At 62.0% G+C, this 25,564-nt stretch carries 20 protein-coding genes and 1 tRNA gene; 9 read left to right on the top strand and 12 right to left on the bottom strand.

Features of this window, described 5'->3' with window-relative positions:
• Positions 1-263 precede the first annotated feature (263 nt).
• The 11 genes from J7I86_RS09965 to argS all read right to left on the bottom strand — a co-directional run bounded on the left by J7I86_RS09965 (position 264) and on the right by argS (position 14,217).
• A complete protein-coding gene (locus tag J7I86_RS09965; RefSeq protein ID WP_214819310.1) occupies positions 264-1,220 on the bottom strand; it encodes a glycosyltransferase in 957 nt (318 codons plus the stop codon).
• Entirely contained in the window at positions 1,221-2,006 is a 786-nt protein-coding gene (locus J7I86_RS09960) for a WecB/TagA/CpsF family glycosyltransferase (protein WP_214819308.1), read from the bottom strand.
• The gene (locus J7I86_RS09955) at positions 2,003-2,920 is read right to left on the bottom strand and encodes an L-threonylcarbamoyladenylate synthase (RefSeq protein ID WP_214819306.1); all 918 of its coding nucleotides are present in this window, start codon (positions 2,918-2,920) and stop codon (positions 2,003-2,005) included. The genes J7I86_RS09960 and J7I86_RS09955 overlap by 4 nt, the downstream gene beginning before the upstream one ends.
• Before the next feature lie 12 nt (positions 2,921-2,932).
• A complete protein-coding gene (prmC, locus tag J7I86_RS09950; protein WP_214819304.1) occupies positions 2,933-3,805 on the bottom strand; it encodes a peptide chain release factor N(5)-glutamine methyltransferase in 873 nt (290 codons plus the stop codon).
• A 46-nt stretch (positions 3,806-3,851) separates the two neighbouring features.
• Entirely contained in the window at positions 3,852-4,925 is a 1,074-nt protein-coding gene (prfA, locus tag J7I86_RS09945; protein WP_214819302.1) for a peptide chain release factor 1, read from the bottom strand.
• A 253-nt stretch (positions 4,926-5,178) separates the two neighbouring features.
• Positions 5,179-7,380, bottom strand: a complete 2,202-nt coding sequence (rho, locus tag J7I86_RS09940) for a transcription termination factor Rho (RefSeq protein ID WP_214819300.1) — start codon at positions 7,378-7,380, stop codon at positions 5,179-5,181.
• Positions 7,381-7,685: 305 nt separating this feature from the next.
• On the bottom strand, positions 7,686-8,660 hold the full coding sequence (thrB, locus tag J7I86_RS09935; RefSeq protein ID WP_214819298.1) for a homoserine kinase: 975 nt from the start codon (positions 8,658-8,660) through the stop codon (positions 7,686-7,688).
• A 2-nt stretch (positions 8,661-8,662) separates the two neighbouring features.
• Positions 8,663-9,766 (bottom strand): threonine synthase, encoded by a 1,104-nt coding sequence (thrC, locus tag J7I86_RS09930; RefSeq protein ID WP_214819296.1) that lies wholly within the window; start codon positions 9,764-9,766, stop codon positions 8,663-8,665.
• Positions 9,767-11,083, bottom strand: coding sequence for a homoserine dehydrogenase (locus tag J7I86_RS09925; protein WP_214819294.1), 1,317 nt, complete (start codon positions 11,081-11,083; stop codon positions 9,767-9,769).
• Positions 11,076-12,548 (bottom strand): diaminopimelate decarboxylase, encoded by a 1,473-nt coding sequence (lysA, locus tag J7I86_RS09920; protein WP_214819292.1) that lies wholly within the window; start codon positions 12,546-12,548, stop codon positions 11,076-11,078. Before lysA ends, J7I86_RS09925 begins: the two co-directional genes overlap by 8 nt.
• A gap of 4 nt (positions 12,549-12,552) precedes the next feature.
• Positions 12,553-14,217 (bottom strand): arginine--tRNA ligase, encoded by a 1,665-nt coding sequence (gene argS / locus J7I86_RS09915; RefSeq protein ID WP_214819290.1) that lies wholly within the window; start codon positions 14,215-14,217, stop codon positions 12,553-12,555.
• 234 nt (positions 14,218-14,451) lie between these two features.
• Between argS and J7I86_RS09910 the strand changes: the two genes are divergently transcribed.
• The 6 genes from J7I86_RS09910 (at position 14,452) to J7I86_RS09885 (ending at position 19,085) form a co-directional block, all read left to right on the top strand.
• A complete protein-coding gene (locus J7I86_RS09910) occupies positions 14,452-14,946 on the top strand; it encodes a hypothetical protein (protein WP_214819288.1) in 495 nt (164 codons plus the stop codon).
• A gap of 5 nt (positions 14,947-14,951) precedes the next feature.
• The gene (locus J7I86_RS09905) at positions 14,952-15,824 is read left to right on the top strand and encodes an FAD:protein FMN transferase (protein WP_214819286.1); all 873 of its coding nucleotides are present in this window, start codon (positions 14,952-14,954) and stop codon (positions 15,822-15,824) included.
• Positions 15,821-17,323: an FAD-dependent oxidoreductase gene (locus J7I86_RS09900; protein ID WP_214819285.1), complete on the top strand. Its 1,503-nt coding sequence runs from the start codon at positions 15,821-15,823 to the stop codon at positions 17,321-17,323. Before J7I86_RS09905 ends, J7I86_RS09900 begins: the two co-directional genes overlap by 4 nt.
• 108 nt (positions 17,324-17,431) lie before the next feature.
• Positions 17,432-17,504: transfer RNA gene (locus J7I86_RS09895), tRNA-Arg, on the top strand.
• Between the two features lie 180 nt (positions 17,505-17,684).
• Positions 17,685-18,701: a M4 family metallopeptidase gene (locus tag J7I86_RS09890; protein WP_214819651.1), complete on the top strand. Its 1,017-nt coding sequence runs from the start codon at positions 17,685-17,687 to the stop codon at positions 18,699-18,701.
• 81 nt (positions 18,702-18,782) lie between these two features.
• Entirely contained in the window at positions 18,783-19,085 is a 303-nt protein-coding gene (locus J7I86_RS09885) for a protealysin inhibitor emfourin (RefSeq protein ID WP_214819283.1), read from the top strand.
• A 109-nt stretch (positions 19,086-19,194) separates the two neighbouring features.
• On the opposite strand, the gene J7I86_RS09880 is transcribed toward J7I86_RS09885, so the two are convergent.
• Complete coding sequence (locus J7I86_RS09880; RefSeq protein ID WP_214819281.1) at positions 19,195-20,163, bottom strand: GlxA family transcriptional regulator; 969 nt, start codon at positions 20,161-20,163, stop codon at positions 19,195-19,197.
• A gap of 81 nt (positions 20,164-20,244) precedes the next feature.
• Here J7I86_RS09880 and J7I86_RS09875 point away from each other — a divergent pair, with 81 nt between their 5' ends.
• The 3 genes from J7I86_RS09875 to hrpA all read left to right on the top strand — a co-directional run bounded on the left by J7I86_RS09875 (position 20,245) and on the right by hrpA (position 25,537).
• Positions 20,245-20,415 (top strand): hypothetical protein, encoded by a 171-nt coding sequence (locus tag J7I86_RS09875; protein WP_214819279.1) that lies wholly within the window; start codon positions 20,245-20,247, stop codon positions 20,413-20,415.
• A 177-nt stretch (positions 20,416-20,592) separates the two neighbouring features.
• Entirely contained in the window at positions 20,593-21,585 is a 993-nt protein-coding gene (locus tag J7I86_RS09870; RefSeq protein ID WP_214819277.1) for a YafY family protein, read from the top strand.
• Between the two features lie 13 nt (positions 21,586-21,598).
• A complete protein-coding gene (gene hrpA, locus J7I86_RS09865; protein ID WP_214819275.1) occupies positions 21,599-25,537 on the top strand; it encodes an ATP-dependent RNA helicase HrpA in 3,939 nt (1,312 codons plus the stop codon).
• Positions 25,538-25,564: the final 27 nt, after the last annotated feature.

Below are 25,564 nucleotides of genomic sequence, written 5' to 3'. Positions count from 1 at the left end.
CAGCCTGCACACCAGATGGTAAGAATGGGCCTTCGAATGCAGCCGGCGGGATTGAATGCCGTCGGGTTGTGGGCAGCTCAAGGTGTGGAAATCTGTCTTTGGATAAATGGAACTACTCCGTCGCCATGCCTGCACCGGCTGTGCCGAATGTTGCGGGATTTCTGTGGACTCTAGTCACGATACTAATGCCAATGGCCGTGACCACCCTGTGACGCAGCCGCCAAGCCCCAGCGTGTTTGGCTGGGATTCAAGCCGCGAAACTGCTACCTGACAGGCTCTTGGACGTTACGCAGTGCGTAGATCCCGTTCAGCACCTGGGCGTTGGAGCGTGGGGCTTTCAGGCTGTGGCGCAGGCCTTTGAGAAGCCCGGCCAACAGCACTTTGCGATTTGGCGAGGCAGCAATCGTGCGGGTCCAGTTGCGCAGTGAAGCGCCTGTAAACAAGATCTTCTCCCACGGCGCCAAAGCGTTCGAGCGGGTGTAGACCCAGAGCTTGTTTCGCACTTCGTAGTAGAAGCGCGGACCCGGATCCGCACCGGCGTCGCCGAACACCTTCGTGTGGTGATTGGCCACCGACGCGTTGGTGGCCAATGCGGTCCCCCGACGGGAAATCCTGGCGGTGTATTCCAGGTCGTCGTTCCAGATGAAGTAGTCCGCTATGGGCAGGCCGTGCTGTCTGATCTCCTCAGCACGAATCAACACCGACACGAAAGAAGCACTCCGGATTTGGGTTGCACCCAGCCGGACTGCGGCGCTGCGCTGGTTCTCGCTTGCGCCCATCCGCGGCCGCATGCGGTTCATAGGGTGGTCGCGGCCATCAGTCCACACCACACGGCTTGCGATGAATGCCGGGGCCTCCCCTGTTTCCTTGAGGTAGGACTCGGAGATGTCCATAGCTTCGCGGAGGGCATCAGGCTGCGGTTCGGTGTCGTCGTCCATGATCCACACATGGTCCGCGCCGTGGTCGAGCAGAGCACGTTCCATGCCGACGACGAAACCACCTGCACCGCCCACGTTGGTGTTCAACGTCACCACATCCGTGGTCAGCGGACTTTGGTACTGCTGGAGGAAACCTGCGGTTCCGTCCGTGGAGGCGTTGTCCACGATGACGACGGCGTCCGGCACCTGAGTGCCTGCAGCGATGCCCTCCAGGGTGGTCTGAAGGAGTTCACGCCGGTTATAGGTCACTACGACAGCGACCACGACGGGGTGGAACGTCATTTACTTGCCTTTGGTCTTGGATGGTTGGAAGCGGCGTCCGATCAGCAGACCTGCCAGCTTCCAAGGTTCAACGAAAACTCTGTAGGCCACGCGGTCCGGGTGAAGGAGCAGGCGCCAGGCCCACTCGAGTCCTAAGCGTCCCAGCCAGCGCGGCGCAAGTTTTTGGATGCCCGCAACCTGTTCTATGGCACCACCCACGGCGCAATAAAGGGCAGGGGGCAAATGGGCGAGCCTGCGGTGAAGGACAGTCTCCTGAAGGGGCATCCCCAGTCCCATCAGCACCAGTTGCGGACGGAAATCCGTTAGCCAGTCCACTACCCCGTCTTCCAGGGCGCTGTCCCACCCCTCACCGGGCATGCCGTCCACTGTTGCACCGGGAATCATGGAGCGCAACCTCGCGACCGCCTTCGTATTGGCGGTCCGGCCGGCGCCGACTACGGCGATCCGCTCCAGCCCCTTGACCTTCCCCAGCTCCGGGATCCAGTCCATGGATCCGAGGCGATAAGCCATGGTTCCCTCATCCGGCGATTGGAGTTGACGCTTGTGGGCGAACCCCCAAAGCATCGCTACCGGAGCTCCGTCCAAGAGGACAACCGAGCTGTTCTCATACAAAGAACGGACATCCGGACGGGAGTGAAACAACGTGATGCTGTGAAGGTTGTGTCCAAGAACGGTGGCGGTTGTTCCGGCTGCGATCAGCCCGCCCATGGCATCAATAACCTCGTCGACGCGCATCGGCGTGGCGTCGACGTCAAGGACGGGGACGCGTTGGCGCTCCGGGATCATTCGGATTTTGCTTCGCTGGAGGCCTCCGGCTTTACCGTGTCTTGGGTTGGGTCCTCGACGGCGGCGGCTTCGGTCACTTCGGCCGGCGCGTCGTCCATTGTTGGGGCCTCATCCCGGGGAGCCACAGCGTCAACGGCAGACGCTGATGCACTTTCGGCAACAGCATCTCCCGCGGCTTCTTCGACTGCAGCTTCTTCAACTTGGGGTTCTTCAGCTGCCGCGTCGTCCGCAGCCGGCAACTCTGCAGGAATAGCTTCTCCAACCCCGAGGATCGAGGGAACGATCTCGCGGAGCCGCTCCAGCTCGATGGCTCCTTGGCGCACTACGCGGAAAGGAATGGAGGTAGCGTCGACGATCGTCGAGGGCAAGGCAGCAGTGCCCTTGACCGGACGGAAGCCGCCTTCAAGATAAACCTCAACGGACTCAGCCAGTTGAAGACGGGCCTCGGAGGCTGTCTGCGCCGCTTCCTGACCCGTCCGATTGGCGGAAGAAACAGCCAAGGGACCAGTGAGTCCAAGGAGTTCCAAGGCGATCTGGTCATCGGGCATCCTGAGGGCAACGGTGCCCTTGGTTTCGCCGAGGTCCCAGTCCAGGGATGGCTGCGCGTGCAGGATCAGTGTGAGACCACCGGGCCAAAAAGCCTGAGCCAGCGCCCGGGCATCCGCGGGAACGTCCGTGGCAAGTCCGTCCAAGGCGTTGATCCGGGGAATCAGGACAGGAGGGGGCATCTGCCGGCTGCGCCCTTTGGAGGCCAACAACATGGTCACGGCCAACGGCGAAAAAGCGTCTGCAGCAATACCGTAGACGGTGTCCGTTGGCAGCACGACGCACTTCTTTTCGCTGATCGCGCGTTGGGCATGCTGGAGCCCTTCAGTCCGCTGGTCCTCGGAAGTGCAGTTATAGGTTGTGGTCACAGCGCTATTCTTTCACTCATCAGGAGACGGGCTTGCCAGTATCGCGCTGGTGGCACGTTCCTTGCCGTTCAGGTCGTAGTGGGTGGTGATGTTGTTCCAACGTCCGGTTCGTTGCAGCATCCCGGCGATCCACGCAGCTTGGACTTCCGCGTGCTCCATCACAAAATAACCACCGGGTTTGAGGAGCCGGGAGGCGGAGGCCGCTGCCGCCGTCGGAAGTACCATGCCGTCCGCTCCTCCGCCGTACAACGCCTCCGGTGGATCGTGCAGAGCAACTTCAGGCTCTGTGGGGATCGCTTCGGCCGGAATGTACGGCGGATTGGACACCACGACGTCGAATGTTCCGTTGTGCTCGGGAAGGGCATCCCGCAGGTCGCCTTCAATGAGTACGACGCCAAGCGGTTCGAGGTTCCTGGCAGCCCAGGCATGCGCGAGGGTGCTGTATTCCACCGCGTGAACCTCAGCCCCCGGGACCTCATAGGCGATGGAGCCTGCGATTGCGCCGGACCCTGTGCCCAAATCCACCACTTTGGGGCCAGGAATTCCTGAGAGGTGATCGATGACCAGCTGAACAACCGATTCCGTTTCAGGACGGGGAATGAAAACGCCCGGCCCAACGCGCAACTGCAAGTGCCGGAAGTATGCGACGCCGGTGATGTGCTGCAGCGGTACGCGCCCGGCCCGCTCCTCCACCAGTTCACGGTAGCCCTCGGGTGCGGCGGTATCGCCGAGCATCATGGCGCGAAGGCGCCCGAGGCCGACGCCCAGCAGGTGATCGGCAAGCAACTCGGCGTCCACGCGCGGGCTGGGCACACCGGCTTCGGATAAGACGGCAGTAGCCTCGCGAACAGCGTCCGCGAGGCTCTGGCCTTGATAAAACGTCATGGGTGTACTCTGCTGTGTTTGTCCGGCGATGCTGTTGCGAAGGCCGTTATTCGCCGATGGCATCCAGGCGTGCCTGCTCGTCAGCCTCAATGGCTGACTGGATCACGGGTTCCAGATCACCGTTCATGACGGCATCAAGGTTGTAAGCCTTGTAGCCGGTGCGGTGGTCAGCAATGCGGTTTTCCGGGAAGTTGTAGGTCCGGATGCGCTCCGAACGGTCCATGGTGCGGATCTGTGACTTGCGCTGTTCGGAGTTGGCGGCGTCGATTTGTTCCTGCTGGTGGGCCAAGAGGCGGGCACGGAGAACACGCATGCCGGCCTCGCGGTTCTGCAGCTGTGACTTTTCATTCTGCATGGCCACCACAATGCCCGTAGGCAAGTGAGTGATGCGAACAGCGGAGTCGGTGGTGTTCACGGACTGTCCACCCGGACCCGATGAACGGTAGACATCGATCTTGAGGTCGTTCTGGCTGATCTCAAGTTCTTCGGGCTCATCAACTTCGGGAAGCACCAGCACGCCGGCGGCCGAAGTGTGGATGCGGCCCTGCGATTCCGTCACGGGTACGCGCTGCACACGGTGGACGCCGCCTTCAAACTTCAAACGGGCAAAGACGCCCTGCGCGGGGTCATTGGAGTTGCCCTTTATGGCGACGGCAACATCCTTGTATCCACCAAGATCAGATTCGGTGGCGGAGATCATTTCGGTCTTCCAACCACGCGATTCGGCGTAGCGCATGTACATCCGCAAAAGGTCACCGGCGAACAATGCAGCTTCGTCGCCACCTTCGCCACCCTTCACTTCAAGGATGACGTTGCGGGCGTCATCCGGATCACGCGGGATCAGAAGACGGCGCAGCCGCTCCTGGGCTGCGGGAATCTGCTCCTCCAACTGCACAACCTCAGCAGCGAATTCGGGATCCTCATCAGCCATCGACTGTGCGGCTTCCAGATCATCATTGAGCCCGCGCCACTTGTTGTAAGCCTCCACGATGCCCTGAAGCTGAGCAGACCGCCGCCCCAACTTCCTGGCAGCAGACTGATCGGCATAAACAGCAGGATCACTCAACTGCGCCTGAATAGCAGCATGCTCATCAAGCAATCCCTGTACGGACTCAAACATTTTCAAACCTCTTTCGACTCGCAGACAAGTCTAGTTGCGACGATTGGTGTATTAACGACCAACCGCTCAAATAAGCCGGCCAGCGAAGGTGACGGCAACGCCCAAGGTGACCTGACCGCCGTCGAGTAATTTTGCCGGCCCGGGAGTGGCATCGGGCCTGTCGTAGCGTTGCTGCCGACGTACGCAGTACGTCGGCAGCAACGCGAAGGGGCGGGGCCGGCAAAATTACTTGACGGCCCCACCCCACTTAACGCTATTTGTCGTTGTCCGACTTCGCTCCGAGCGTCGTCTTCTGTACCTGCATGAGGAACTCGACGTTGCTCTGCGTCTCCCGGATCTTGTTGGTCAGCAGTTCAAGGCTCTGCTGCTGCTCCAGACCGGAAAGGACGCGGCGCAGCTTCCACATGATCTTGACTTCTTCAGGCGAGAGCAGGTTCTCTTCGCGGCGCGTGCCGGACGCGTTGACGTCCACGGCCGGGAAGATGCGCTTGTCCGCCAGCTGGCGGGACAGGCGAAGTTCCATGTTGCCGGTGCCCTTGAACTCTTCGAAGATAACCTCGTCCATCTTGGAACCGGTCTCGACGAGCGCGGTTGCAAGGATGGTGAGCGAGCCACCGTTTTCGATGTTGCGGGCTGCACCGAAGAAGCGCTTGGGCGGGTACAGTGCTGCAGAATCCACACCACCGGACAGGATACGGCCGGAGGCCGGTGCTGCCAGGTTGTAGGCGCGGCCCAAGCGGGTCATGGAGTCCAGAAGGACTACCACGTCCATGCCCATTTCCACGAGGCGCTTGGCGCGTTCAATGGAGAGCTCGGCAACCGTGGTGTGATCGTCCGCGGGACGGTCGAAGGTAGAGGCAATGACCTCACCCTTGACGGTGCGCTGCATGTCCGTGACTTCTTCGGGACGTTCGTCAACCAGAACCATCATGAGGTGAACCTCAGGATTGTTGGTGGTGATGGCATTCGCGATGGACTGCAGGATGAGCGTCTTTCCGGCCTTCGGCGGGGAGACGATCAGACCACGCTGGCCCTTGCCGATCGGGGCCACGAGGTCGATGACTCGGGGACCGATCTTCTTGGGGTCGGTCTCGAGGCGCAGACGCTCGGACGGGTACAGCGGCACGAGCTTGGCGAACTCGACACGATCCTTGAGTTCTTCCGGCGTCTTGCCATTGACGGAAGTGACACGAACCAGTGCGTTGAACTTCTGGCGCGCAGACTGCTGGCTGCGGTCTTCACCATCACGCGGTGCGCGGATGGCACCGACGACGGCGTCGCCCTTGCGGAGGTTGTACTTCTTGACCTGTGCCAGGGAAACGTAGACGTCGTTTGCACCGGGAAGGTAGCCGGAGGTACGGATGAACGCGTAGTTTTCCAGGACATCCAGGATACCCGCTACCGGGAGCAGGACGTCGTCTTCGGTGACCTCGACGTCGTCAACGTCCGGTCCCTGCGAGCGGCCACGGCGACGTTCGTTGCGGTCGCGGAAGCGGTCGCTGCGGGTATTGCCGTCACGGCTGTCCTGACCCCCACGACGATCGCTCCGGTCAGTCTGCTCGTTGCGGTCGCGACGGTTCCGGCGGTTCCGGCGGTTGCCGGTGTCGTCGCCGTCGTTGTTGTCTTCACGGCGACCACGTGTGTTTTCGCGGCGTTCGCGCTGCTGATCGCCTGATTCGGATTGTTCCCGCTGCTCACGCTGTTCCGAACGGTCAGCACGCTGCTCACGCTGTTCCGAACGGTCAGCACGCTGCTCACGCTGTTCCGAACGGTCAGCACGCTGCTCACGCTGCTCCGAACGGTCAGCACGCTGCTCACGCTGTTCCGAACGGTCAGCACGCTGCTCACGCTGTTCCGTACGATCAGCACGCTGCTCAGTGGCGGGTGCTTCTGCCGCTTCGGCAGGCGCTGCGGCAGCTTCGCCACGGCGCCGGTTACGGGTGCGGGGCTGACGACGCTCTGTAGCGGCTTCGCCGGTTTCGGCCACTGCCGGAGCTTCAGCAACTGGTGCGGCTGCGGGCTCGGCAGGCGCAGCAACGACCTCAGCAGCTGCTACGACTCCGTCGCTGGTGGCGCGGCGGCTGCGGCCACGACCGCGGCCTCGAGGTGCTTCCTGGGCAGGTGCCTCGGCGGCGGCGGCGTCAGCAGGCGCGCTGCTTTCCTGCGCGGCCTTCGGCTCGGCTGCCGGTGCTGCCTTAACCGCAGTCGCCTTCGCCGTGGCCTTGGCAGGCGCCTTGGCGGTGGACGTTCCGGCACGATGTGCCGAAATGGCCGTTACCAAGTCCCCTTTGCGCATACGGGATCCCCCGGAAATGCCCAGCTGACTGGCAAGAGCCTGAAGCTGGGCGAGCTTAAGCCCTGCAAGGCCGCTGCTCTTGGTGGTTGCTGCAGTTGACGAATCAGCAGCAGAAGATGTTGTGTCCACAGCTGAAGCCAGCTCAGTGGTTTCTGTCACGAAGGATCCTTCCCCCTCGACGGCGTCCAGAGCGAGAGCTGGACGCGATGATTTGTTCTGGGCTGCAGTTCAGATCTGCAGCCGGTGATTTGGGCCGTGCCTGATGGATTGTGGCCAACAGGGCCGGATACTGATCGTCATCACTGGATCCAGTTGCCCGGACAGCCGGCGTAGCGTTCAGGGAACAGAGAGATTTCTGCGGCACCTGAGACAGGCCGGAAAGAGACGACACCACCAACGTTGGCACAGTTGACGAAAGGTACGGCAAAACACCGAGATCCAAAATCAGGGAACTGCCCGCGGCTTTACCGGCGGTGCTCTTCCACTCTAGCACCTTGAACGTCTACAGCCAGCGTCATCACGCGCCAACCGACCCCGGGTGTGTTGGCCGCAGTGAACGCCTCAATGAATTCAACCACCGCTGCAGCCTGGTCAGCACCGTTTGCCAGCACCATTACCGTGGGACCCGCGCCGGATACAACGGCCGCATGGCCCACACCCCGCAGAGCTGCGAGGAGGTCGGCGCTGGGGCGCATGGCCTGAGCGCGGTAGCTCTGGTGGAGGTAGTCCTCCGTGCCGGGGAGCAGCAGAGCGGGATCAGCAGTGAGCGCATGAATCAACAGGGCTGCACGTCCGGAATTCATGGCTGCTGCGTGGTGACCGACTGAAGCCGGCAGGAGTCCACGCGCAGTTTCCGTAGCCAGTTCGTAGTCCGGCACTGCCACCACAGGAATGACTGAAGATGTGACGTCAGCGCGCGTGCTGCTGTACTGCTCGCTGTCCTGCCATGACAGCGCCAGTCCACCGAAAATCGCCGGTGCGACGTTGTCCGGGTGCCCTTCCATCTCGCTGGTCAGCTGCAGGATCCAGTCACGATCCTGCCGGGATTCTGCAGGAACCAGCGCATTGGCGGCAGTAACAGCAGCCACTACAGCTGAGGCTGAGGACCCCAGTCCCCGACCATGCGGGTTCACGTTATCCGCAATGATTTTCAGGCCGGATCGCTGGTAGCCAAGGCGATCCAACGCGAGGTCAATAGCGCGCACTACCAGGTGACTGGCATCCCGTGGAAGCGAGTCAGCACCCTCACCGGAGAGCTCAAACTCAAGCTCTCCGGTGCTGTGGGTTTCCACCGTCAAGGTGTCGTAAATAGACAGGGCCAAGCCGAGGCTGTCGTAACCGGGGCCCAGGTTGGCACTCGTACCGGGGACCTTGACGGTCAGCCGCTGGCCTGCCGCGACGAGTGCACGATCGGTCGCGGTGGGCTGCGTTGATTCCACTCTTAGTTTTCTTCCAGTCCCAGTTCTGCGGCAACGGTGACGACGTCGTTCGGTACTTTGACGGGCTGGACATCGCTGCCGTCTTCGGTACGAAGGGCCCACTGCGGGTCCTTGAGTCCATGGCCGGTAACAGTGATGACAATGGTCTTGCCGGACGGAACTTCCCCTGCCGCGTGCTTCTTGATCAAGCCCGCAACACCGGCAGCGGAGCCGGGTTCAACGAAGACGCCTTCCTTGGCGGACAACCAGCGGTGGGCAGCCAGGATCTCATCATCGGTGACAGCCTCGATCAGTCCGCCCGACTCGTCACGGGCCGCAACTGCAGTCTCCCACGATGCCGGGTTGCCGATACGGATGGCGGTGGCGATCGTGTCCGGTTCAGTGATGGGGTGTCCCGCAACGAACGGTGCGGCACCTGCTGCTTGGAAGCCCCACATGACCGGTGTCTTGGTGGATACAGCCGGAAGTGTTCCATTGGCGGTCTCGAAGGGCGCGGAGTATTCCTTATAGCCCTTCCAGTAGGCAGTGATGTTACCGGCGTTGCCCACGGGCAGTACGTGGATGTCAGGGGCATCGCCCAGGCTGTCCACAACTTCGAAGGCACCGGTCTTCTGGCCCTGGATGCGCGCCGGGTTGACGGAGTTCACCAGGAACACGGGGTAAGCCTCGCCAAGTTTTCGGGCGATGTCCAAGCAGTTATCGAAGTTGCCGTCCACCTGGAGCAGCGTGGCACCGTGGGCGATGGCCTGGCTCAGCTTGCCCATGGAGATCTTGCCCTCGGGTACCAGCACCGCACACTTGAGGCCGGCGGCAGTGGCATAGGCCGCAGCCGAAGCGGACGTGTTGCCCGTGGAAGCGCAAACTACAGCCTTGGCGCCGGCCTCCACAGCAGCAGTCATGGCCATGGTCATGCCGCGGTCTTTGAACGAACCGGTGGGGTTCATGCCTTCGACCTTCAGGTAAACCTCGGAGCCGGTGAGCTCGGAAAGCTTCTGCGCGTGGACGAGCGGCGTGCCGCCCTCTCCGAGGGTGATGACCTTGGTGGCTTCCGTTACAGGCAAACGTTCAGCGTATTCGCGGATTACTCCGCGCCATTGGTGAGCCACTTAGACCCCTTCTACCCGCAGTACGGATGTTACAGAATTGATGACGTCCAGGCCTTTGACGGCCTCAACGGTTGCCGCAAGTGCAGCTTCGGACGCACGGTGCGTCACGATTTTAAGCTCGGCTGACTCAATGTTCGAGGCAGAGTCGCGGTGGATCGTTTGGCGCATTGTTTCAATGGAAACGCCATTCTCGGCAAAGATGTGCGCAATCCTGGCCAACACGCCGGCCTGGTCAGCGACATCCAGGCCGATGTAGTAACTCGTGGTGGACGCGTCGATGGCCAACGCGGGGACGTGGCCCGTGGTTGTCTCCGTGCGTCCGGGACCGCCCAGGACGAGGCGCCGCGCAGCGGACACGAGGTCGCCCAGCACGGCAGATGCGGTGGGGGTCCCACCAGCGCCCTGGCCATAAAACATGAGTTCGCCGGCGTTCTCGGCCTCGATGAACACAGCGTTGAAAGCACCTCGCACAGCTGCCAGCGGGTGTTCCCGCGGCAGGAGGGTGGGGTGGACGCGTACGGAAATGCCACTGCCGTTATCCGACGAGTCGATCTTCTCGGCAATTGCAAGCAGCTTGATCACAAAGCCGGCTTCCTTGGCGGAGGCAATATCGGCAGCGCTGACCTTGCTGATGCCTTCGCAATAGACGTCGTCCAGCGAGAAGCGCGTGTGAAAGGACAATGACGCAAGGATCGCTGCCTTCGCTGCAGCGTCGTGGCCCTCCACATCTGCAGTGGGGTCCGCTTCCGCATATCCCAGACGCTGGGCCTCGGCCAGAGCATCGGAGAACTGCGCACCGGTGGTGTCCATCTGGTCAAGAATGAAGTTGGTGGTGCCGTTGACAATGCCCAGCACGCGCGTGATGCGGTCGCCGGACAGGCTGTCGCGAATAGGGCGCAGGATGGGGATGGCTCCGGCAACGGCGGCCTCGTAAGACAGTTGGACCCCGGCCTTGTCAGCCTCTTCGTACAGCGTGGGGCCATCCTGCGCGAGCAGGGCCTTGTTGCCGGTGACGACGCATGCGCCGTTTTGGATGGCTGTGAGGATCAGCGAACGGGCCGGCTCGATACCGCCCATGAGTTCGATGACAAGGTCTGCGTCCTTGACCAACGTATGGGCATCAGTGGTGAACAGTTCCCGGGGAAGTTCGACGTCACGCGGAGATTCGATATTGCGCACGGCGATACCGGAAAGTTCCAGGCGGGCGCCACTGCGGGCAGCGAGTGCCTCGGCGTCGTCAATCAGAATCCGCGCAACCTGGGCCCCAACGTTGCCACAGCCCAGCAAGGCCACCTTTAGGGTTCGCACTTCAGACATTCGCCACTCCCATGTCGCGGTTCAAGAGATCTTCTTCGGTTTCCCCGCGGACAATCAGCCGGGCGGCTCCGTCGCGTACAGCGACAACGCCAGGCCGGGCCAGGTAGTTGTAGTTGCTGGAGAGGGCCCAGCAGTAGGCGCCGGTACCCGGTACTGCGAGCAAATCACCGGCTGCCACATCCGCGGGCAGATATACATCTCTAACAACTATGTCGCCGCTCTCGCAATGTTTGCCCACTACTCGGGACAGCTGCGGAGTCGCATCCGAGTCCCTGGAAGCCAAAATTGCTGAATAATCCGCGTCGTAAAGCACCGGGCGGGCGTTGTCGCTCATTCCGCCGTCCACCGACACATAGCGCCGCGGATACGTAACGTTCTTTTGCCCGTCTTCACTCTCAGGTGCGTCAACGCGGACCGTTTTGAGCGTCCCTACTTCGTACAGCGTGAAGGTGGTACTGCCCACGATCGCGCGTCCGGGTTCAATGGAGATGCGCGGCGGGGTTATGCCCAACTCGGCACACTTGGAGCGCACGACGGCGGCCATCGCCTCCGCGATCTCGGCCGGCGGCCGGGGAGTATCCACCGGGGTATAGGCGATTCCGTAGCCGCCACCGAGGTCCAGCTCGGGCATGACGATGGAGTATTTGGCCTGCATGGCGGCAAGGAAGCCCAGGAGCTTCTCCGCTGCAACAGCAAAGCCGTCAGGCTCAAAGATCTGCGAGCCGATGTGGCAGTGCAGTCCCAGGAGCTCGATGCTGGCGTAGGAGGTTGCTGCAGCCACTGCTTCCTCGGCTGCGGACAGGCCCGCTTCCTCAGTGGAGTCCTCGGCCATGGAGAGGCCAAACTTCTGGTCCTCGTGTGCGGTAGCGATGAACTCGTGGGTGTGCGCGTGCACACCAGGTGTCAGGCGCAGCATGACCTTGGCAACCTCGCCGCGGCTGGAAGCTATCTTGGCAACGCGCTCCAGTTCATCGATGCTGTCCACAACGATCCTGCCCAGCGACATGTCCAGGGCGCGGTTGATCTCTGCGTCAGACTTGTTGTTGCCGTGCAAGCCGAGGTTGGAGCCCTCGATTCCGGCACGGGCAGCGACGGCGAGTTCGCCGCCGGAACACGTATCCAGGCGGAGGCCCTCTTCTGCTACCCAACTGGCCACGGCGGTGCACAAGAAGGACTTCCCTGCGTAGTAGACGTCCACTCCCCCGCAGATGTCGGCAAAGGCGGCGTCGAAGGCGTCCTTGAACGCCCGCGCCCGGGATCGAAAGTCCGATTCGCTCATGACAAACAGCGGAGTTCCGAACCGTTCTTTGAGTTCACTGACGGAAAGACCTTCAACGGTGATTTCACCGGCGTCGTTCTTCCCCACGCCGGAAGCCCACATGGGCTCCTGCAATGCGTTGAGGTCCGCGGGGACGGCCAACCATTCGGGAGCAAGCGGAGATGCGTGATCGGCGGCTGTGTTCATGGCCCTACATCCGTTCCGGCGCCGAAACGCCCAGCAGTTCGAGTCCGTTGGCCAGCACTTGGCTGGTGGCGTCATTGAGCCACAGACGGGTGCGGTTTACGTCCAGTACGGGATCATCACCCTGCGGCGACACGCGGCAGGCGTCGTACCAGCGGTGGTAGGCCCCGGCAATGACCTCCAGGTGGCGCGCCACACGGTGCGGCTCTCGCAGTTCGGCGGCTTTGGCCACGATGGACGGGTAGCTTCCAAGGTAGGAAAGCAACTCGTTTTCCGTGGCGTGGTCCAGGAGTGAGGCGTCGAAGGCATCCACTCCATCAACCTGGCGCTCCACGCCGGCTTCGGCGGCGTTGCGCGCCGTGCCGCGAGACCGTGCATGGGCGTACTGCACGTAGAACACAGGGTTCTCGTTGCTGTGTTTCTTCAACAGCTCCGGGTCCAGCGTCAGCGGCGAGTCGGCCGGGAAACGGGCCAGCGAGTACCGGACAGCGTCCTTGCCAAGCCAGGAGATAAGGTCCTTGAGCTCAATGATGTTGCCGGCACGCTTGGACAACTTGGCACCGTTGACGGACACAAGCTGGCCGATAAGGACCTCGATGTTGACTTCGGGATCATCGCCCGCACAGGCCGCAATAGCCTTCAGGCGATTAATGTAACCGTGGTGGTCCGCACCGAGCAGATAGATCTTTTCGGTAAAGCCGCGGTCCTTCTTTGAGAGGTAGTACGCGGCGTCCGCAGCAAAATAGGTGGGCTCGCCATTGGCGCGGATCATGACACGGTCTTTGTCGTCGCCGAAGTCCGTGGTGCGCAACCACACTGCTCCGCCGTCGTCGAACACGTGCCCCTGCTCCCGAAGGCGGGCGACAGCGGATTCGATAGCACCGGCGTCGTGCAGTTCCTTCTCGGAGAAGAAGACATCGAACTCCACGCCGAACCCGGCCAGGGTTGTCTTGATGTCCGCCATCTGGGCCTCGTAGGCTGCGCCACGGATAACGGGCAGGGCTGCCTCGTCCGTCAGTTCGCGGATGCCGGGGTGCGCCTTGAGCACTTCGTCGCCGAGTTCACGAATGTATTCGCCCGGGTAGCCGCCCTCCGGAACACCACGGCCATGAAGCCGGGAGAGGACGGAATTGGCAAAGACGTTCATCTGCGAGCCGGCGTCGTTGATGTAGTACTCGGCGGTGACGTCTGCACCGGACGCGCGCAGAACCCGTGCAATCGCATCGCCCAAGGCCGCCCAGCGGGTGTGCCCGATGTGGAGCGGGCCGGTGGGATTCGCTGAAACGAACTCCATATTTACCACACGGCCCGCGAGCGCTTGGTTGGTGCCGTAACTGGTTCCGGCCTCAACAATGGCCTTGGCGAGGGCACCGGCCGTGGCGGCATCCACGGTGACGTTGAGGAAGCCGGGACCGGCGATTTCCACGCCGGTGACACCGGGAATGCCCTGCAGATGGTTGCTGAGGATTCCCGCGAATTCGCGCGGATTCATGCCGGCCTGCTTGGAGAGCTGCAGGGCGATGTTGGTGGCCCAGTCTCCATGATCCCGGTTCTTGGGTCGCTCCACTCGCACGGATTCGGGCACAGCAGATTCCGTCAAGGTGATTTCGCCGGTAGAGACGGCGTCCTTAAGGCAGGCGGATATGGCAGCAGAGAGTTCTTCGGGAGTCACGCTTCTAGCCTACCGGGGGCCCGCAAAGTCGCGGAATTGAGGGTCCCATATGTGGATACCGGGACCCAGGTCACTCACAGGAACGGCAACCTGGCGGCACAGACTGAACCATTACGCTGAATTCGACGTTGTGAACACGTAGGAGGTGGCCTCGTAGGTCATCCCGATACACGCAGTGACCCTGACCGAAAAATGACCTTGACGAATTCTTGTCCAGTTGAAACGAGCAGAACCATGACTACGCCACTCCGCAAGAGCCTCTACGTCGGTTTCACCGGCCTCTCCATCATAGGAACGGCCGCGGCATGCGCCCCCACGACCGAAGCCCCCGCAACCCAAACCCCTGCCAGCCAGGATGGTGGCCAAGCCGCAACCGGCAGCCCAACATCTGCAGGCACGTCGTCATCAGCGGCTGTCGCATCCACCGGCGCGTCCACCTATAAGGACGGGACTTACAGTTCCGACGGCACGTACACCTCGCCCAATGGTCAGGAAACGGTGGGTGTTGAACTGACGCTGGCCGCCGATAAGGTCTCTGCGGTCAACATCACGGTTCACCCTTCCAACCCCAATACCAAGAAGTTCCAGGGTGAGTTTGCCGGTGGCATCGCCGCGCAGATCGTAGGTAAGGACATCGATGAGCTCAACGTCTCCAAGGTTGCCGGCTCTTCCTTGACGTCCGGCGGCTTCAACGAAGCCGTGGAACAGATCAAGTCCCAGGCCAAGTAGCAGCCATGCCGCACCCTGGGTGGAGCACTTTCCGCTTCGAAGGGATCGGTACGCAGTGGGAGATTTCGACGCCGGAACGTCTGGTACCCGCGATCCGCAGCGAGCTGCTGGAGAGCGTTGCAGAATATGACAAAACGTGGTCTCGGTTCAGGCCCGATTCCTTGGTCTCGGGGCTGGCCCGCGCCCCGGGCCGAATCACGTTGCCGGAGCATGCCGTCGCCCTCCAGGAGGTGTATTCCGCTCTGTATCGTCTCAGCGATGGCGCCATGACCCCGTTGATCGGCAGCAGTCTGGAGCGACTGGGCTACGACTCCACTTATGCACTTGCTCCGTCCGGGAGTCCCCTGGCCCCGGCACGGTGGGAGGACGTCCTTGAATGGTCAGGCACGGAGCTGGCCGCTCAAGAGCCGGTGGTCCTGGACGTGGGAGCCGCCGGCAAGGGGCAACTCGTTGACCTGCTGGGTGAAGTCCTGAAAGAGAGTGGCCATACCGATTTCCTGGTGGATGGAAGCGGCGACATGCTGCACGCCGGCATCCATCCAGCCGCCGTTGCGCTGGAGCACCCCTACAACCCGCGGCAGGCCATAGGCACGGTGGAGCTCAGTAACGCTGCCCTGTGCGCCTCGGCTTCGAACCGCCGAATGTGGGGAGACGGTTTCCACCATGTTCTGGACGGGACCACGGGCAAGCCAATAAACGCCACAGTGGCTACATGGACCATGGCGGCGAGCGCCTTGGTGGCGGACGCGCTGGCCACAGCATTGTTCATGGTTGAACCGCCTCGCTTGGAGGAGGAATTTGAATTCTCGTGGCTTACGGTCTCCTCCACTGGTGTTGCCGCGTTTTCGAACCGTTTTGAGGGGAGACTGTTCACATGATTGCCGCTAAGTCCCGAGTGGACACCTGGTTGGGCCGCTTCACCATGTACCGCTTGATTCTCTGGGTACTTGGCGTGCTGGCGGCCTACAGCATGGTCCTGAACCTCTTAGGGTGGTTGACCTTTGGCCTGCCTGAGATGTTGGTCCATTTAGTGCTTTGCCTGGGCTTGACCTACGCATCCGGCCGGCTGCTTGCCTTGCTCTTCGGCGTGAAACCGCATACGGAGTCTTCGCTGATCACCGGGCTGCTGCTGTACTTCCTGTTTTGGCCTGCCTTCGGGGTGATGGATATGGCGGGCGTTGCGTTGGCGTGCGTGCTGGCCAGCGTCTCCAAATATGCATTGGCCTTCCGTGGGCGGCATATCTTCAACCCAGCCGCGGTGGGAGCGTTCATCACGGGTCTGACCGGGCTCAACATCGCCACGTGGTGGGCTGCCACGCCAGCCATGCTCTGGCTTCTGGTTCCGGGAGTGATCCTGGTTCTGTACCGCACCAGGAAAATGCTGATGGCCACTGTTTTCCTGGTGGCTGCCACCAGCATCATTACGGTGGAACTGCTCGGCCGCGATATGACCTTGGGCCAAGCCCTGTGGCAGACCCTGGCGCAACGGCCGTTGCTGTTTTTCGTGGGCTTCATGCTTTCGGAACCCCTCACCCTGCCTCCCCGTCGCTGGCAGCAGCTGGCACTTGCCGGCGTCGTGGGTGTTGTCTTCGCGGTTCCGTATAACTTGGGTTTCGTTGCCAACTCCCCGGAACTGGCACTGTTGCTGGGCAACCTCATTGCTTTCTTCCTGGGACAGCGCGGTGGGGTCCAGCTGACGTTCAAGGGCTCGCGCCCCCTCACTCCTGCCACTACTGAATTCAGGTTCGAACCGCGGAGGCCAGTGCGCTTTGCAGCCGGGCAGTTCATGGAGCTGAACCTTCCGCATGCGGGTTCGGATGGCAAGGGGCGTCGTCGCGTCTTCAGCATCACCAGCCCGCCTGGTGCGGAGGAAGTCACGTTCGGAGTGGGCACGGCCGAGCCCCTCTCTACGGCGAAGAAGGCACTGTTTGCGCTTCGTCCCGGGGACAGTGTTTCCGCAACAGCCGTGGGTGGAGACTTTGTTCTACCGAACGACGCCGGCGAGCCGGTTCTGCTCATCGCCGCAGGAATCGGCATCGCACCTTTCCTGTCGCAACTGGCGACCAAGGACGTTGCACGTGACACCGTGGTGCTGTATCTGGCAAAGGGCCGCGATGAGCTGGCTTGTGTGGAACAACTGCAAGCCTCAGGCGCCAAAGTAATAGCCCGGCTCGCGGACGGGTCCGCTCCCCCGGAGTTCATGCTCGACGCCGGTGCCTCCAGGATCGATGCTTCGCGCCTTAAGGAGCTGGTTCCGGACATTGGGGATAGGGAAGTGTTCGTCTCCGGGTCCCCGGCGAGTGTGGATTCCCTGCGCGCTGCATCACGTGGCGCAGGAGCGCGCCGGGTCCATGTGGACTCGTTCGCCGGCTACTGATAGGCACGTCCCCGGCCGGGGTCGCCGCGGTGGCGTCGGGTTTTCATTTGCGGCGCAGTGACTGCTAAGCTCTAGGACGTCCCACCGGCAACGGAGGGAACCCTGGATGCCCTCGTAGCTCAGGGGATAGAGCGTCTGCCTCCGGAGCAGAAGGCCGTAGGTTCGAATCCTATCGAGGGCACAACGAATACCCCGCCAGCTTTGCTGGCGGGGTATTTTGTGTGCCGGATACTGACTATCAGTTCAGGGCTTGCCGGTCCTGAACCGCAAAAATGTCCGCCCCTCCTCCTAGGCTGAATTCAGTTGGTCATACCGATAGCCAAAGGGGTTTGCCGTGAAGTGCTCGATCGTCCCGCCGTACATGCTTCGCAAGTTAGCCGCCCAAAACGAGCCACGGCTGCGTGCTGTGGCCAGAGCAGCCAAAGAGTCGCTACTGCATATCAAAGGGTTGCAGGCCATCCGCACAGCGCCCATTCCGCCAGCGCCTCCCAGTGCCCGCCAAGCCAAGCCCGGCCCGCCGAAGCGGACCATTTATGATGCTGAGTCTTCAGAAGCGTTGCCTGGACGTGTGGTCCGTAAGGAGGGTGCGGGACCTGTTGGGGACGTGGCCGCCGATGAGGCGTACGACGGCCTCGGGAGCACTCACCGACTGTATGGCGAGATTTTCGGCAGGGACTCCATTGATGATGCCGGCCTCGCACTGGACGCAACCGTGCATTACGGGAAGCTCTACGACAACGCTTTTTGGGATGGTTCCCAAATGGTCTTTGGCGATGGCGATGGCGAGATCTTCCAGCGCTTCACCAAGTCCCTTAGCGTTATCGGCCACGAACTCGCTCACGGGGTTACCCAATACACCGCCAACCTGGCCTACCGGAACCAGGCCGGTGCACTCAACGAGTCCATGTCTGACGTCTTCGGTGTCCTCGTGGAGCAGTACCTGAAGAAGGAGTGTGCAGAACAAGCCAGCTGGCTCATCGGTGAGGGCCTCTTCACGGACCAGGTCCAAGGCGTCGCCTTACGCTCCATGAAAGCACCGGGCACCGCCTACGACGACGACGTCCTGGGCAAGGATCCCCAGCCGGACTCCATGGACACGTACGTACGGACCAGCGCTGACAATGGCGGAGTGCACATCAACTCCGGCATCCCCAACAAGGCTTTCTACATAGTGGCAACAGAACTTGGTGGCAATGCGTGGGAAGCGCCGGGGCAGATCTGGTACAACACATTGACCGGCGGAAGCCTCCCCGCAACGTGCACGTTTGGAAAGTTTGCCAAAACCACCGTTGCTACCGCTGAGGAACTCTTCGGTTCGGGTTCAGCGGAGCATGACGCCGTTCTGAAGGCGTGGGAGACTGTGAAGGTCAAGGTTTAGTCAGGTGGCGGGACCGGACTGTTTGCTTCGGTCCCTGCCGGTCGGCTAACTACGGAACAAAAGAACGAGAAGCAGCCGGTCATGAAGATCACGGTCCAACGCAGTGGGGGAATCGCAGCGATGACTCGCGTCTGGAGCGTGGACGCAGTCTCCCCCGATGACAAGGATCGATGGGTTCCAATCGTGGAGGCGTGCCCTTGGGATGAAGCCAAGAGCCAGGCAAGGGCGGCCAACGAGCCGGACCGCTTCATGTACTCCATCAGGGCGGGCCAACGCCGTGCCACCCTGCCGGACCGCGCCGTCACTGGCCCCTGGCAGGAGCTGGTGGAATGCGCCAAAGCTGAAGGATCAGAGTCGCGGGGCCAGCTGGGCGGCCGCCGCTAAGCAGAACACGTACCGCTAAAGCCGAAGGCCTGCTGCCAAACCTGAAGGCCGCAGCCGAAGCCCGAGGCCGCCCGGCGAAGCCTGTAACCACCGTCTGCCCACAGCTGCCTCAGATGACTTCTGCCAACTGCCCACGGAATGCACGCCGGTAACTTTGTGGACTCGTGTCCAGCACCTTGATGAAATGGTGGCGGAGCAGGACAGAATGTCCGAACCCTGCTTCCCGGGCAATTTCGTCAATATTCAACTCAGTGGTTTCCAACAGCTCCCGCGCACGCAGCACGCGTTGAGAGTTCAGCCAGGCTGCCGGAGTCGCTCCGGTTTCCGCCCGGAATTTGCGGGCGAACGTTCTGGGAGACATATGGAGCCGTGCGGCTAAATCGTTGACGCTGTGCTCTTCGTCGAGGTGTTCTACCATCCAGCGCAGCAACGCCTCCATGGGCGCTGAACCGCAGCGGGGCATGGGCCTGTCGATGAACTGGGCTTGGCCGCCGTCGCGATGCGGAGGTACCACCATGTCGCGGGCTATGGCCGCAGCCACGTTCGCCCCCAACTCCTCACGGACCAGATGGAGGCACGCGTCGATTCCGGCGGCAGTGCCGGCGCTGGTGATGATGGTCCCGTCCTGTACATAGAGGACGTTCTCATCAATGATCGCGGCAGGATACCTGCTTGCCAGGTCCTGGGAATAGTGCCAGTGCGTGGTGCACCGGCGCCCGTCCAGCAGACCTGCGCGGGCCAGGGCGTAGGCGCCGGAGCAAATGGACATCACCCATGCGCCCCTGGCATGGGCTTCGCGCAAGGCATCCAACACAGACTCGGGGACGTGCTGGTCACGGCCGAACGGCGCCATGATGACCAGGTCCGCATCGGCTGCCGCTTCGAGGCCAAGGTTTACATGCAGGGAAAGGCCGGACTTCATGCTGATGTCACCCGGCTCCGGGGCAACCACTCGGAAATCGAAGGCCGGCACCCCGACGCCGCGGTCCGATCGGTCGATGCCGAAGACTTCGAAAGCCGTCCCGAATTCGAAGATCGAGAAGTTGGGTACGACGATCACTGCCACTGATTTCAACATAACGCTAGTGTGGCAGAAAATTGTCCATATAGGGCATTTCTGCCATTGTTTCTTGTCCTTCCTCAGGAACAGGCTTGAGGCATGGAAATCGTCGGAATCATCCTCGTCATCGTCCTCATCACCGCCGTCTCAGCCACCGTTTCAGCCCTGTTGAAGGATGGTCGCGGGCACAACCCGCCCATCAGGTCCAAGGAATCCTGGACGGCACCCGAGGCTCCCGGCACGCCGTACTGGAACCCCCGCATCTACTAGGAAAAGCCAAAACACTGCACCCGTCAGCAAAGACGAAGCACGCCGACAACCCACACTGTCCACCCGACGCCCACCTGTTCACGGAATTCCGCGCAGATTCCCCGAACGGCGGGCGTTCCTATGTCTCACGCCGCGGCGGGCATCCGCGCTAATGGCACATGGACTAGATTCACATGCATGATCCAAACGTCTGCCCGGCTCCTCCAACTGTTATCGCTCTTGCAGGTGCGTCGGGAATGGACGGGCCCGGCACTCGCTGATCGCATGGGCGTGACCGAGCGGACCGTGCGGCGCGATATCGATAAACTGCGCAATCTGGGATATCCCATTCACGCATCCCCGGGAATCGCGGGCGGCTATCAACTTGGTGCCGGTGCGCAGCTCCCGCCGCTGCTCCTCGATGACAATGAAGCCCTGGCGGTGGCCCTGGGACTGAACTCTGTGGCAGCGGGGCCCGTAGCCGGTATTGGTGAGGCTTCGGTCCGCGCGTTGGCGAAGCTGGAGCAGGTCCTGCCGTCCAGGCTGCGCCCCAAGTTCGCCATGCTGAAGGCCGCCGTGACTACCCTCCCCAGCAATGCAGGGACCGTGGATCCTCAACAGCTGACCGTCGTCTCCGCCGCAATATCGGACAGGCGGCAAATCTCCTTTGACTACGTCAAGTCCGACGGTGAAGCCGCACGCCGGTTGGTGGAGCCGTACAGGTTGGTGGACACTGGACGGCGCTGGTATCTGGTGGCGTGGGATGTTGATCGGGAGGACTGGAGAACCTTCCGGGCTGACCGCCTTGCTTCGCTGCCATCGGAACGCAAAAGATACACCCCACGCCCCCTGCCCGCGGAAGACCTCGCCGCCTATGTGCAGCAGTCCATCACCCGCTCGCCGTACAGGTTCGACGTCGTGGTGCGGCTCCGTGCGCCCCTGGCCGAGGTGGCCGCCGTCGTAAATTCCCAGTACGCGACTCTGACGTCCGACGGCCCCCAGGCCACCCTCCTGCGGTCCGGATGGGACAACCTTGCGGCCCCGGCGGCATATCTGGCCGCACTGGACATGGACTTTGAGATCCTCGAACCTGCTGAATTCAAGTCCTACGCCATGAAACTTTCGCACCGGCTGAGTGCTGCAGCCATGACTGTGACGGACACAGCGGACGCGGAACCCCAGCCGCAGTAGACTGGCAGCAGCCATGACACTTCATATTTCCTACCCCGCAGAGCTGCCCGTCTCCGAGCGCCGCGAGGATCTGATGGCGGCCATCGCCGCAAACCAGGTGACCATCATTGCCGGCGAGACCGGTTCGGGTAAGACCACGCAGATCCCTAAGATGTGCCTCGAACTTGGCCTTGGAGACAAGGGCCTGATCGGGCACACCCAGCCACGCAGACTGGCAGCCCGTACGGTAGCTGAGCGCATCGCGTCTGAACTGGACGTGGAGATTGGCCAGGAAGTGGGCTTCCAGGTCCGGTTCACCGGTGAGGTCAGCGCGTCCACCAAGATCAAGCTGATGACGGACGGCATCCTTCTCGCAGAGATCCAGCGGGACAAAATGCTGCGGAAGTACAGCACCATCATCATCGACGAGGCCCATGAGCGCAGCCTCAACATCGACTTCATTCTGGGCTACCTCAAGCGCATCCTCCCCCAGCGCCCGGACCTCAAAGTCATCATCACCTCGGCCACCATCGATCCCCAACGTTTCGCCAAGCATTTCGGCAGCGAAGAAGATCCAGCGCCGATCATCGAGGTCTCCGGACGAACGTATCCGGTGGAGATCCGTTACAGGCCGCTGTCCCAACCGGCCGGCGGGGATGACGATACTTCGGACGACGAACTCGAAGAGGACCGCGATCCCCTGGACGCGGTATGCGACGCAGTGGACGAGCTCGCCAAGGAAGCGCCCGGCGACATCCTCATTTTCTTCTCCGGTGAGCGCGAAATCCGGGATGCCGCTGAGGCGATCAACGGCCGCATCCAAACAAACAGGCGACTTGCCGGGACGGAAGTCCTGCCGCTCTTTGCCCGCTTGAGCCTGCAGGAACAGCACAGGGTGTTCAACCCCGGCGGGAAACGACGCATCATCCTGGCTACCAACGTTGCCGAGACGTCGCTGACCGTGCCCGGTATCAAATACGTGATAGACACCGGCACCGCCCGTATTTCCCGCTACTCACACCGGACCAAAGTCCAACGGCTTCCCATCGAGCGCGTATCCCAGGCCTCGGCCAACCAGCGCTCGGGCCGCTGTGGGCGCGTGTCTGAGGGCATTGCCATCCGCTTGTACTCCGAAGAGGATTTCGAATCACGTCCGCCGTTCACGGACCCTGAAATTCTCCGGACCAACCTCGCTGCAGTCATCCTGCAGATGACCGCCATGGGTGTGGCCCGCGGACCCAAAGATGTAGAGAACTTCCCCTTCGTGGAACCACCGGACTCACGAGCCATCAACGACGGCGTCACGCTACTGCGCGAACTCGGCGCCCTGACCTCACCCAAGTCCGGTGACGCTGGCGGCAACGGTCGCAGCGGCAGTGGCCTGACCGCCGTCGGGCAGAAACTAGCCCAGCTGCCGGTGGATCCACGGTTGGGTCGGATGATCGTGGAAGCGGGCAAGCGCGGCTGTGTCCGCGAAGTCATGATCCTGGCGGCTGCCCTGACCATCCAGGACCCCCGTGAACGGCCAACAGACAAGCAACAGTTGGCCGCGGAAAAGCATGCACGATTCCGTGACGAACTCTCCGACTTCACCGGCTTCCTCAACCTGTGGAACTACATCCAGGAAAAACAGCGCGAGCTGTCCTCCACCCAGTTCCGCAAATTGTGCCGCAACGAGTTCATCAATTACCTGCGTGTCCGTGAGTGGCAGGACCTTTTCACCCAGCTCCGGCAAATGGCCAAACCCCTCGGCATCGCGCTGGACAACAAGCGGGAAGCAGATCCCGTAGGCAACTACGAGGGCATCCACATCAGCCTGCTCTCCGGATTGCTGAGCCACATCGGCCTCCTGGATGAGCGCAAGCGTGAGTACGCCGGTGCCCGCGGAAGCCGTTTCGCGATCTTCCCCGGTTCAGCACTGTTCAAGAAATCACCCACCTTCGTGATGGCTGCGGAGCTAGTGGAGACAAGCCGCCTGTGGGCGCGCGTAGCCGCCAAGTTCGATCCCCTGTGGGCTGAGCAGGTAGCTCCGGATCTGGTGAAGCGGTCCTACAGCGAACCGCATTGGTCATCGCGGCAGGGCGCCGTCATGGCCCACGAGAAAGTGACGCTGTACGGCGTACCCATCATTCCCAACCGCCGCGTGAATTACGGACGTGTCGATCCGGAATTGTCGCGCGAGTTGTTCATCCGGCACGCCCTGGTGGAGGGCGAGTGGAAGACGCACCATAAATTCTTCCACCGGAACCGTGCCCTGCTCCAGGAGATCGAAGAACTCGAAACCCGCATGCGGCGCCGGGACATCCTGGTGGACGACCAGACGCTCTTCGAGTTCTATGACGCTCGCGTAGGCAAGGACGTGGTCTCCGAGAGGCACTTTGATAAGTGGTGGAAGGATGCCCGCCAGTCCGACCCGGACCTCCTGGATTTCGACCAATCGTTGCTGATGAGCGAGGACGCCGAGGCACTGGACGACTCCGCCTATCCCAAGAGTTGGCACCACAAGGGCTTCGAGCTCCCGTTGAGCTACGAGTTCCATCCCGTGGCGCCCGGCTCTGCCCCCAATCCCTCCGATGGCGTCACCGCTGAAGTTCCGGTGCTGTTCCTCAACCAGTTGGACGATGCCCCCTTCCGCTGGCAGATCCCGGGCCAACGGGTAGAGCTGGTAACGGCCCTCATTAAGTCGCTGCCCAAGCAGGTGCGGAAGAATTTCGTCCCGGCCCCGGACGTTGCGCGTCAAGCAACCGCTGCCTTGGAAGCAGACTTTGATCCCGCCACCGATGAACTCGAGCCCTCCTTGGAACTGGTCCTTCGCCGGCTCCGCGGGCACGTCATTCCGCCCGGATCCTGGAACTGGGATGCCGTACCGCCGCACCTGCGTGTGAGCTTCAAGGTGGTGGATAGCAGCGGCAAGGTGCTGGACGAAGGGAAGGACCTTGCCGAACTCCAGGAAAAGCTGGCACCGGCCACCCGCCGTGCAATCGCAGAATCACTCGGCGCCACACCCGCGACGACGTCACGCGCCAAGGGCGGCAAGGGAACAGTTGCTCCCAACGGCAGAACCCCGGCATCCGGAGAAGCTCCCGCCGCGGAAGGAATGCTTGCCGAACGCAGCGGCCTCACCACGTGGGACTTCGGCACCGTGCAGCGCCAAGTAACCCGAACCGTCAAAGGTCACGCGGTCACCGGCTTCCCTGCGGTCGTGGATGGAGGCAAGTCCGTTGCGCTCCGGGTTTTCCAGACCCGGCCGGAACAGGAAGCTGCCATGCGTGGCGGTGTCATCCGGCTTCTTGCCCTGAGGATCCCGCCACCGGACCGCTACGTGCTGGAGCACCTCAGCAACATGGAGAAACTGACGTTCAGCCAGAACCCACACGGATCCGTGAGTGCGCTGATCGCTGACTGCGCACTGGCGGCAATCGACAAGCTGGTCCCCCAGGATCTGCCGTGGAACAAGGAGTCCTTCGATGCGTTGTATGAGGTTGTCCGGGCAGAACTGATCGATACCGTCTTCACGGTGACCGCCGTCGTCGAACGCATTCTGGCCAGTACGCGGCGCATTCAGAAGCAGCTGAAGTCCAACGCCAGCCTGCATCTGATCAGCGCCCTCAATGACATGAAGAGCCAACTGGAGCAACTGGTGTTCCCGGGCTTTGTGGCACAGACCGGCTACGCTCAGCTCAGCCAACTGCCGCGGTACCTCCAGGGGATCGAGAAGCGGCTGGAAAAGCTTCCGGGCAACGTCCAACGCGATGGCCTGAACATGGCAGTGGTACAGGCGTTGGAGGACGACTACGACGACGCCGTGTCCGCACTGCTTCCGGGGCGCCGCGCCGGTACGGAGTTAACCCGTGTGCGCTGGATGCTCGAAGAACTGCGGGTAAGCCTCTTCGCGGTCGAGCTGGGAACGGCCTACTCCGTGTCGGAGAAACGCATCCGCACTGTCCTGAACCAAGCACTGGCGCCCGCATAGCAATACATGCATGAAGAAACCCGGCAG

Origin of the sequence: Arthrobacter sp. ISL-95 (genome assembly GCF_018613695.1) — a bacterium.
Lineage (GTDB): Bacteria > Actinomycetota > Actinomycetes > Actinomycetales > Micrococcaceae > Arthrobacter.
Note: the sequence above shows the minus strand (reverse complement) of the source record. Positions and strands in the feature narration are given on the sequence as shown.

Excerpts from the sequence above, each read along its gene's own strand:
- J7I86_RS09965 (WP_214819310.1), bottom strand. The coding sequence starts at position 1,220 with ATGACGTTCCACCCCGTCGTGGTCGCTGTCGTAGTGACCTATAACCGG.
- J7I86_RS09960 (WP_214819308.1), bottom strand. The coding sequence starts at position 2,006 with ATGATCCCGGAGCGCCAACGCGTCCCCGTCCTTGACGTCGACGCCACG.
- prmC (WP_214819304.1), bottom strand. The coding sequence starts at position 3,805 with ATGACGTTTTATCAAGGCCAGAGCCTCGCGGACGCTGTTCGCGAGGCT.
- prfA (WP_214819302.1), bottom strand. The coding sequence starts at position 4,925 with ATGTTTGAGTCCGTACAGGGATTGCTTGATGAGCATGCTGCTATTCAG.
- J7I86_RS09925 (WP_214819294.1), bottom strand. The coding sequence starts at position 11,083 with ATGTCTGAAGTGCGAACCCTAAAGGTGGCCTTGCTGGGCTGTGGCAAC.
- lysA (WP_214819292.1), bottom strand. The coding sequence starts at position 12,548 with ATGAACACAGCCGCCGATCACGCATCTCCGCTTGCTCCCGAATGGTTG.
- J7I86_RS09910 (WP_214819288.1), top strand. The coding sequence starts at position 14,452 with ATGACTACGCCACTCCGCAAGAGCCTCTACGTCGGTTTCACCGGCCTC.
- J7I86_RS09905 (WP_214819286.1), top strand. The coding sequence starts at position 14,952 with ATGCCGCACCCTGGGTGGAGCACTTTCCGCTTCGAAGGGATCGGTACG.
- J7I86_RS09900 (WP_214819285.1), top strand. The coding sequence starts at position 15,821 with ATGATTGCCGCTAAGTCCCGAGTGGACACCTGGTTGGGCCGCTTCACC.
- J7I86_RS09890 (WP_214819651.1), top strand. The coding sequence starts at position 17,685 with ATGCTTCGCAAGTTAGCCGCCCAAAACGAGCCACGGCTGCGTGCTGTG.
- J7I86_RS09885 (WP_214819283.1), top strand. The coding sequence starts at position 18,783 with ATGAAGATCACGGTCCAACGCAGTGGGGGAATCGCAGCGATGACTCGC.
- J7I86_RS09880 (WP_214819281.1), bottom strand. The coding sequence starts at position 20,163 with ATGTTGAAATCAGTGGCAGTGATCGTCGTACCCAACTTCTCGATCTTC.
- J7I86_RS09875 (WP_214819279.1), top strand. The coding sequence starts at position 20,245 with ATGGAAATCGTCGGAATCATCCTCGTCATCGTCCTCATCACCGCCGTC.
- J7I86_RS09870 (WP_214819277.1), top strand. The coding sequence starts at position 20,593 with ATGATCCAAACGTCTGCCCGGCTCCTCCAACTGTTATCGCTCTTGCAG.
- hrpA (WP_214819275.1), top strand. The coding sequence starts at position 21,599 with ATGACACTTCATATTTCCTACCCCGCAGAGCTGCCCGTCTCCGAGCGC.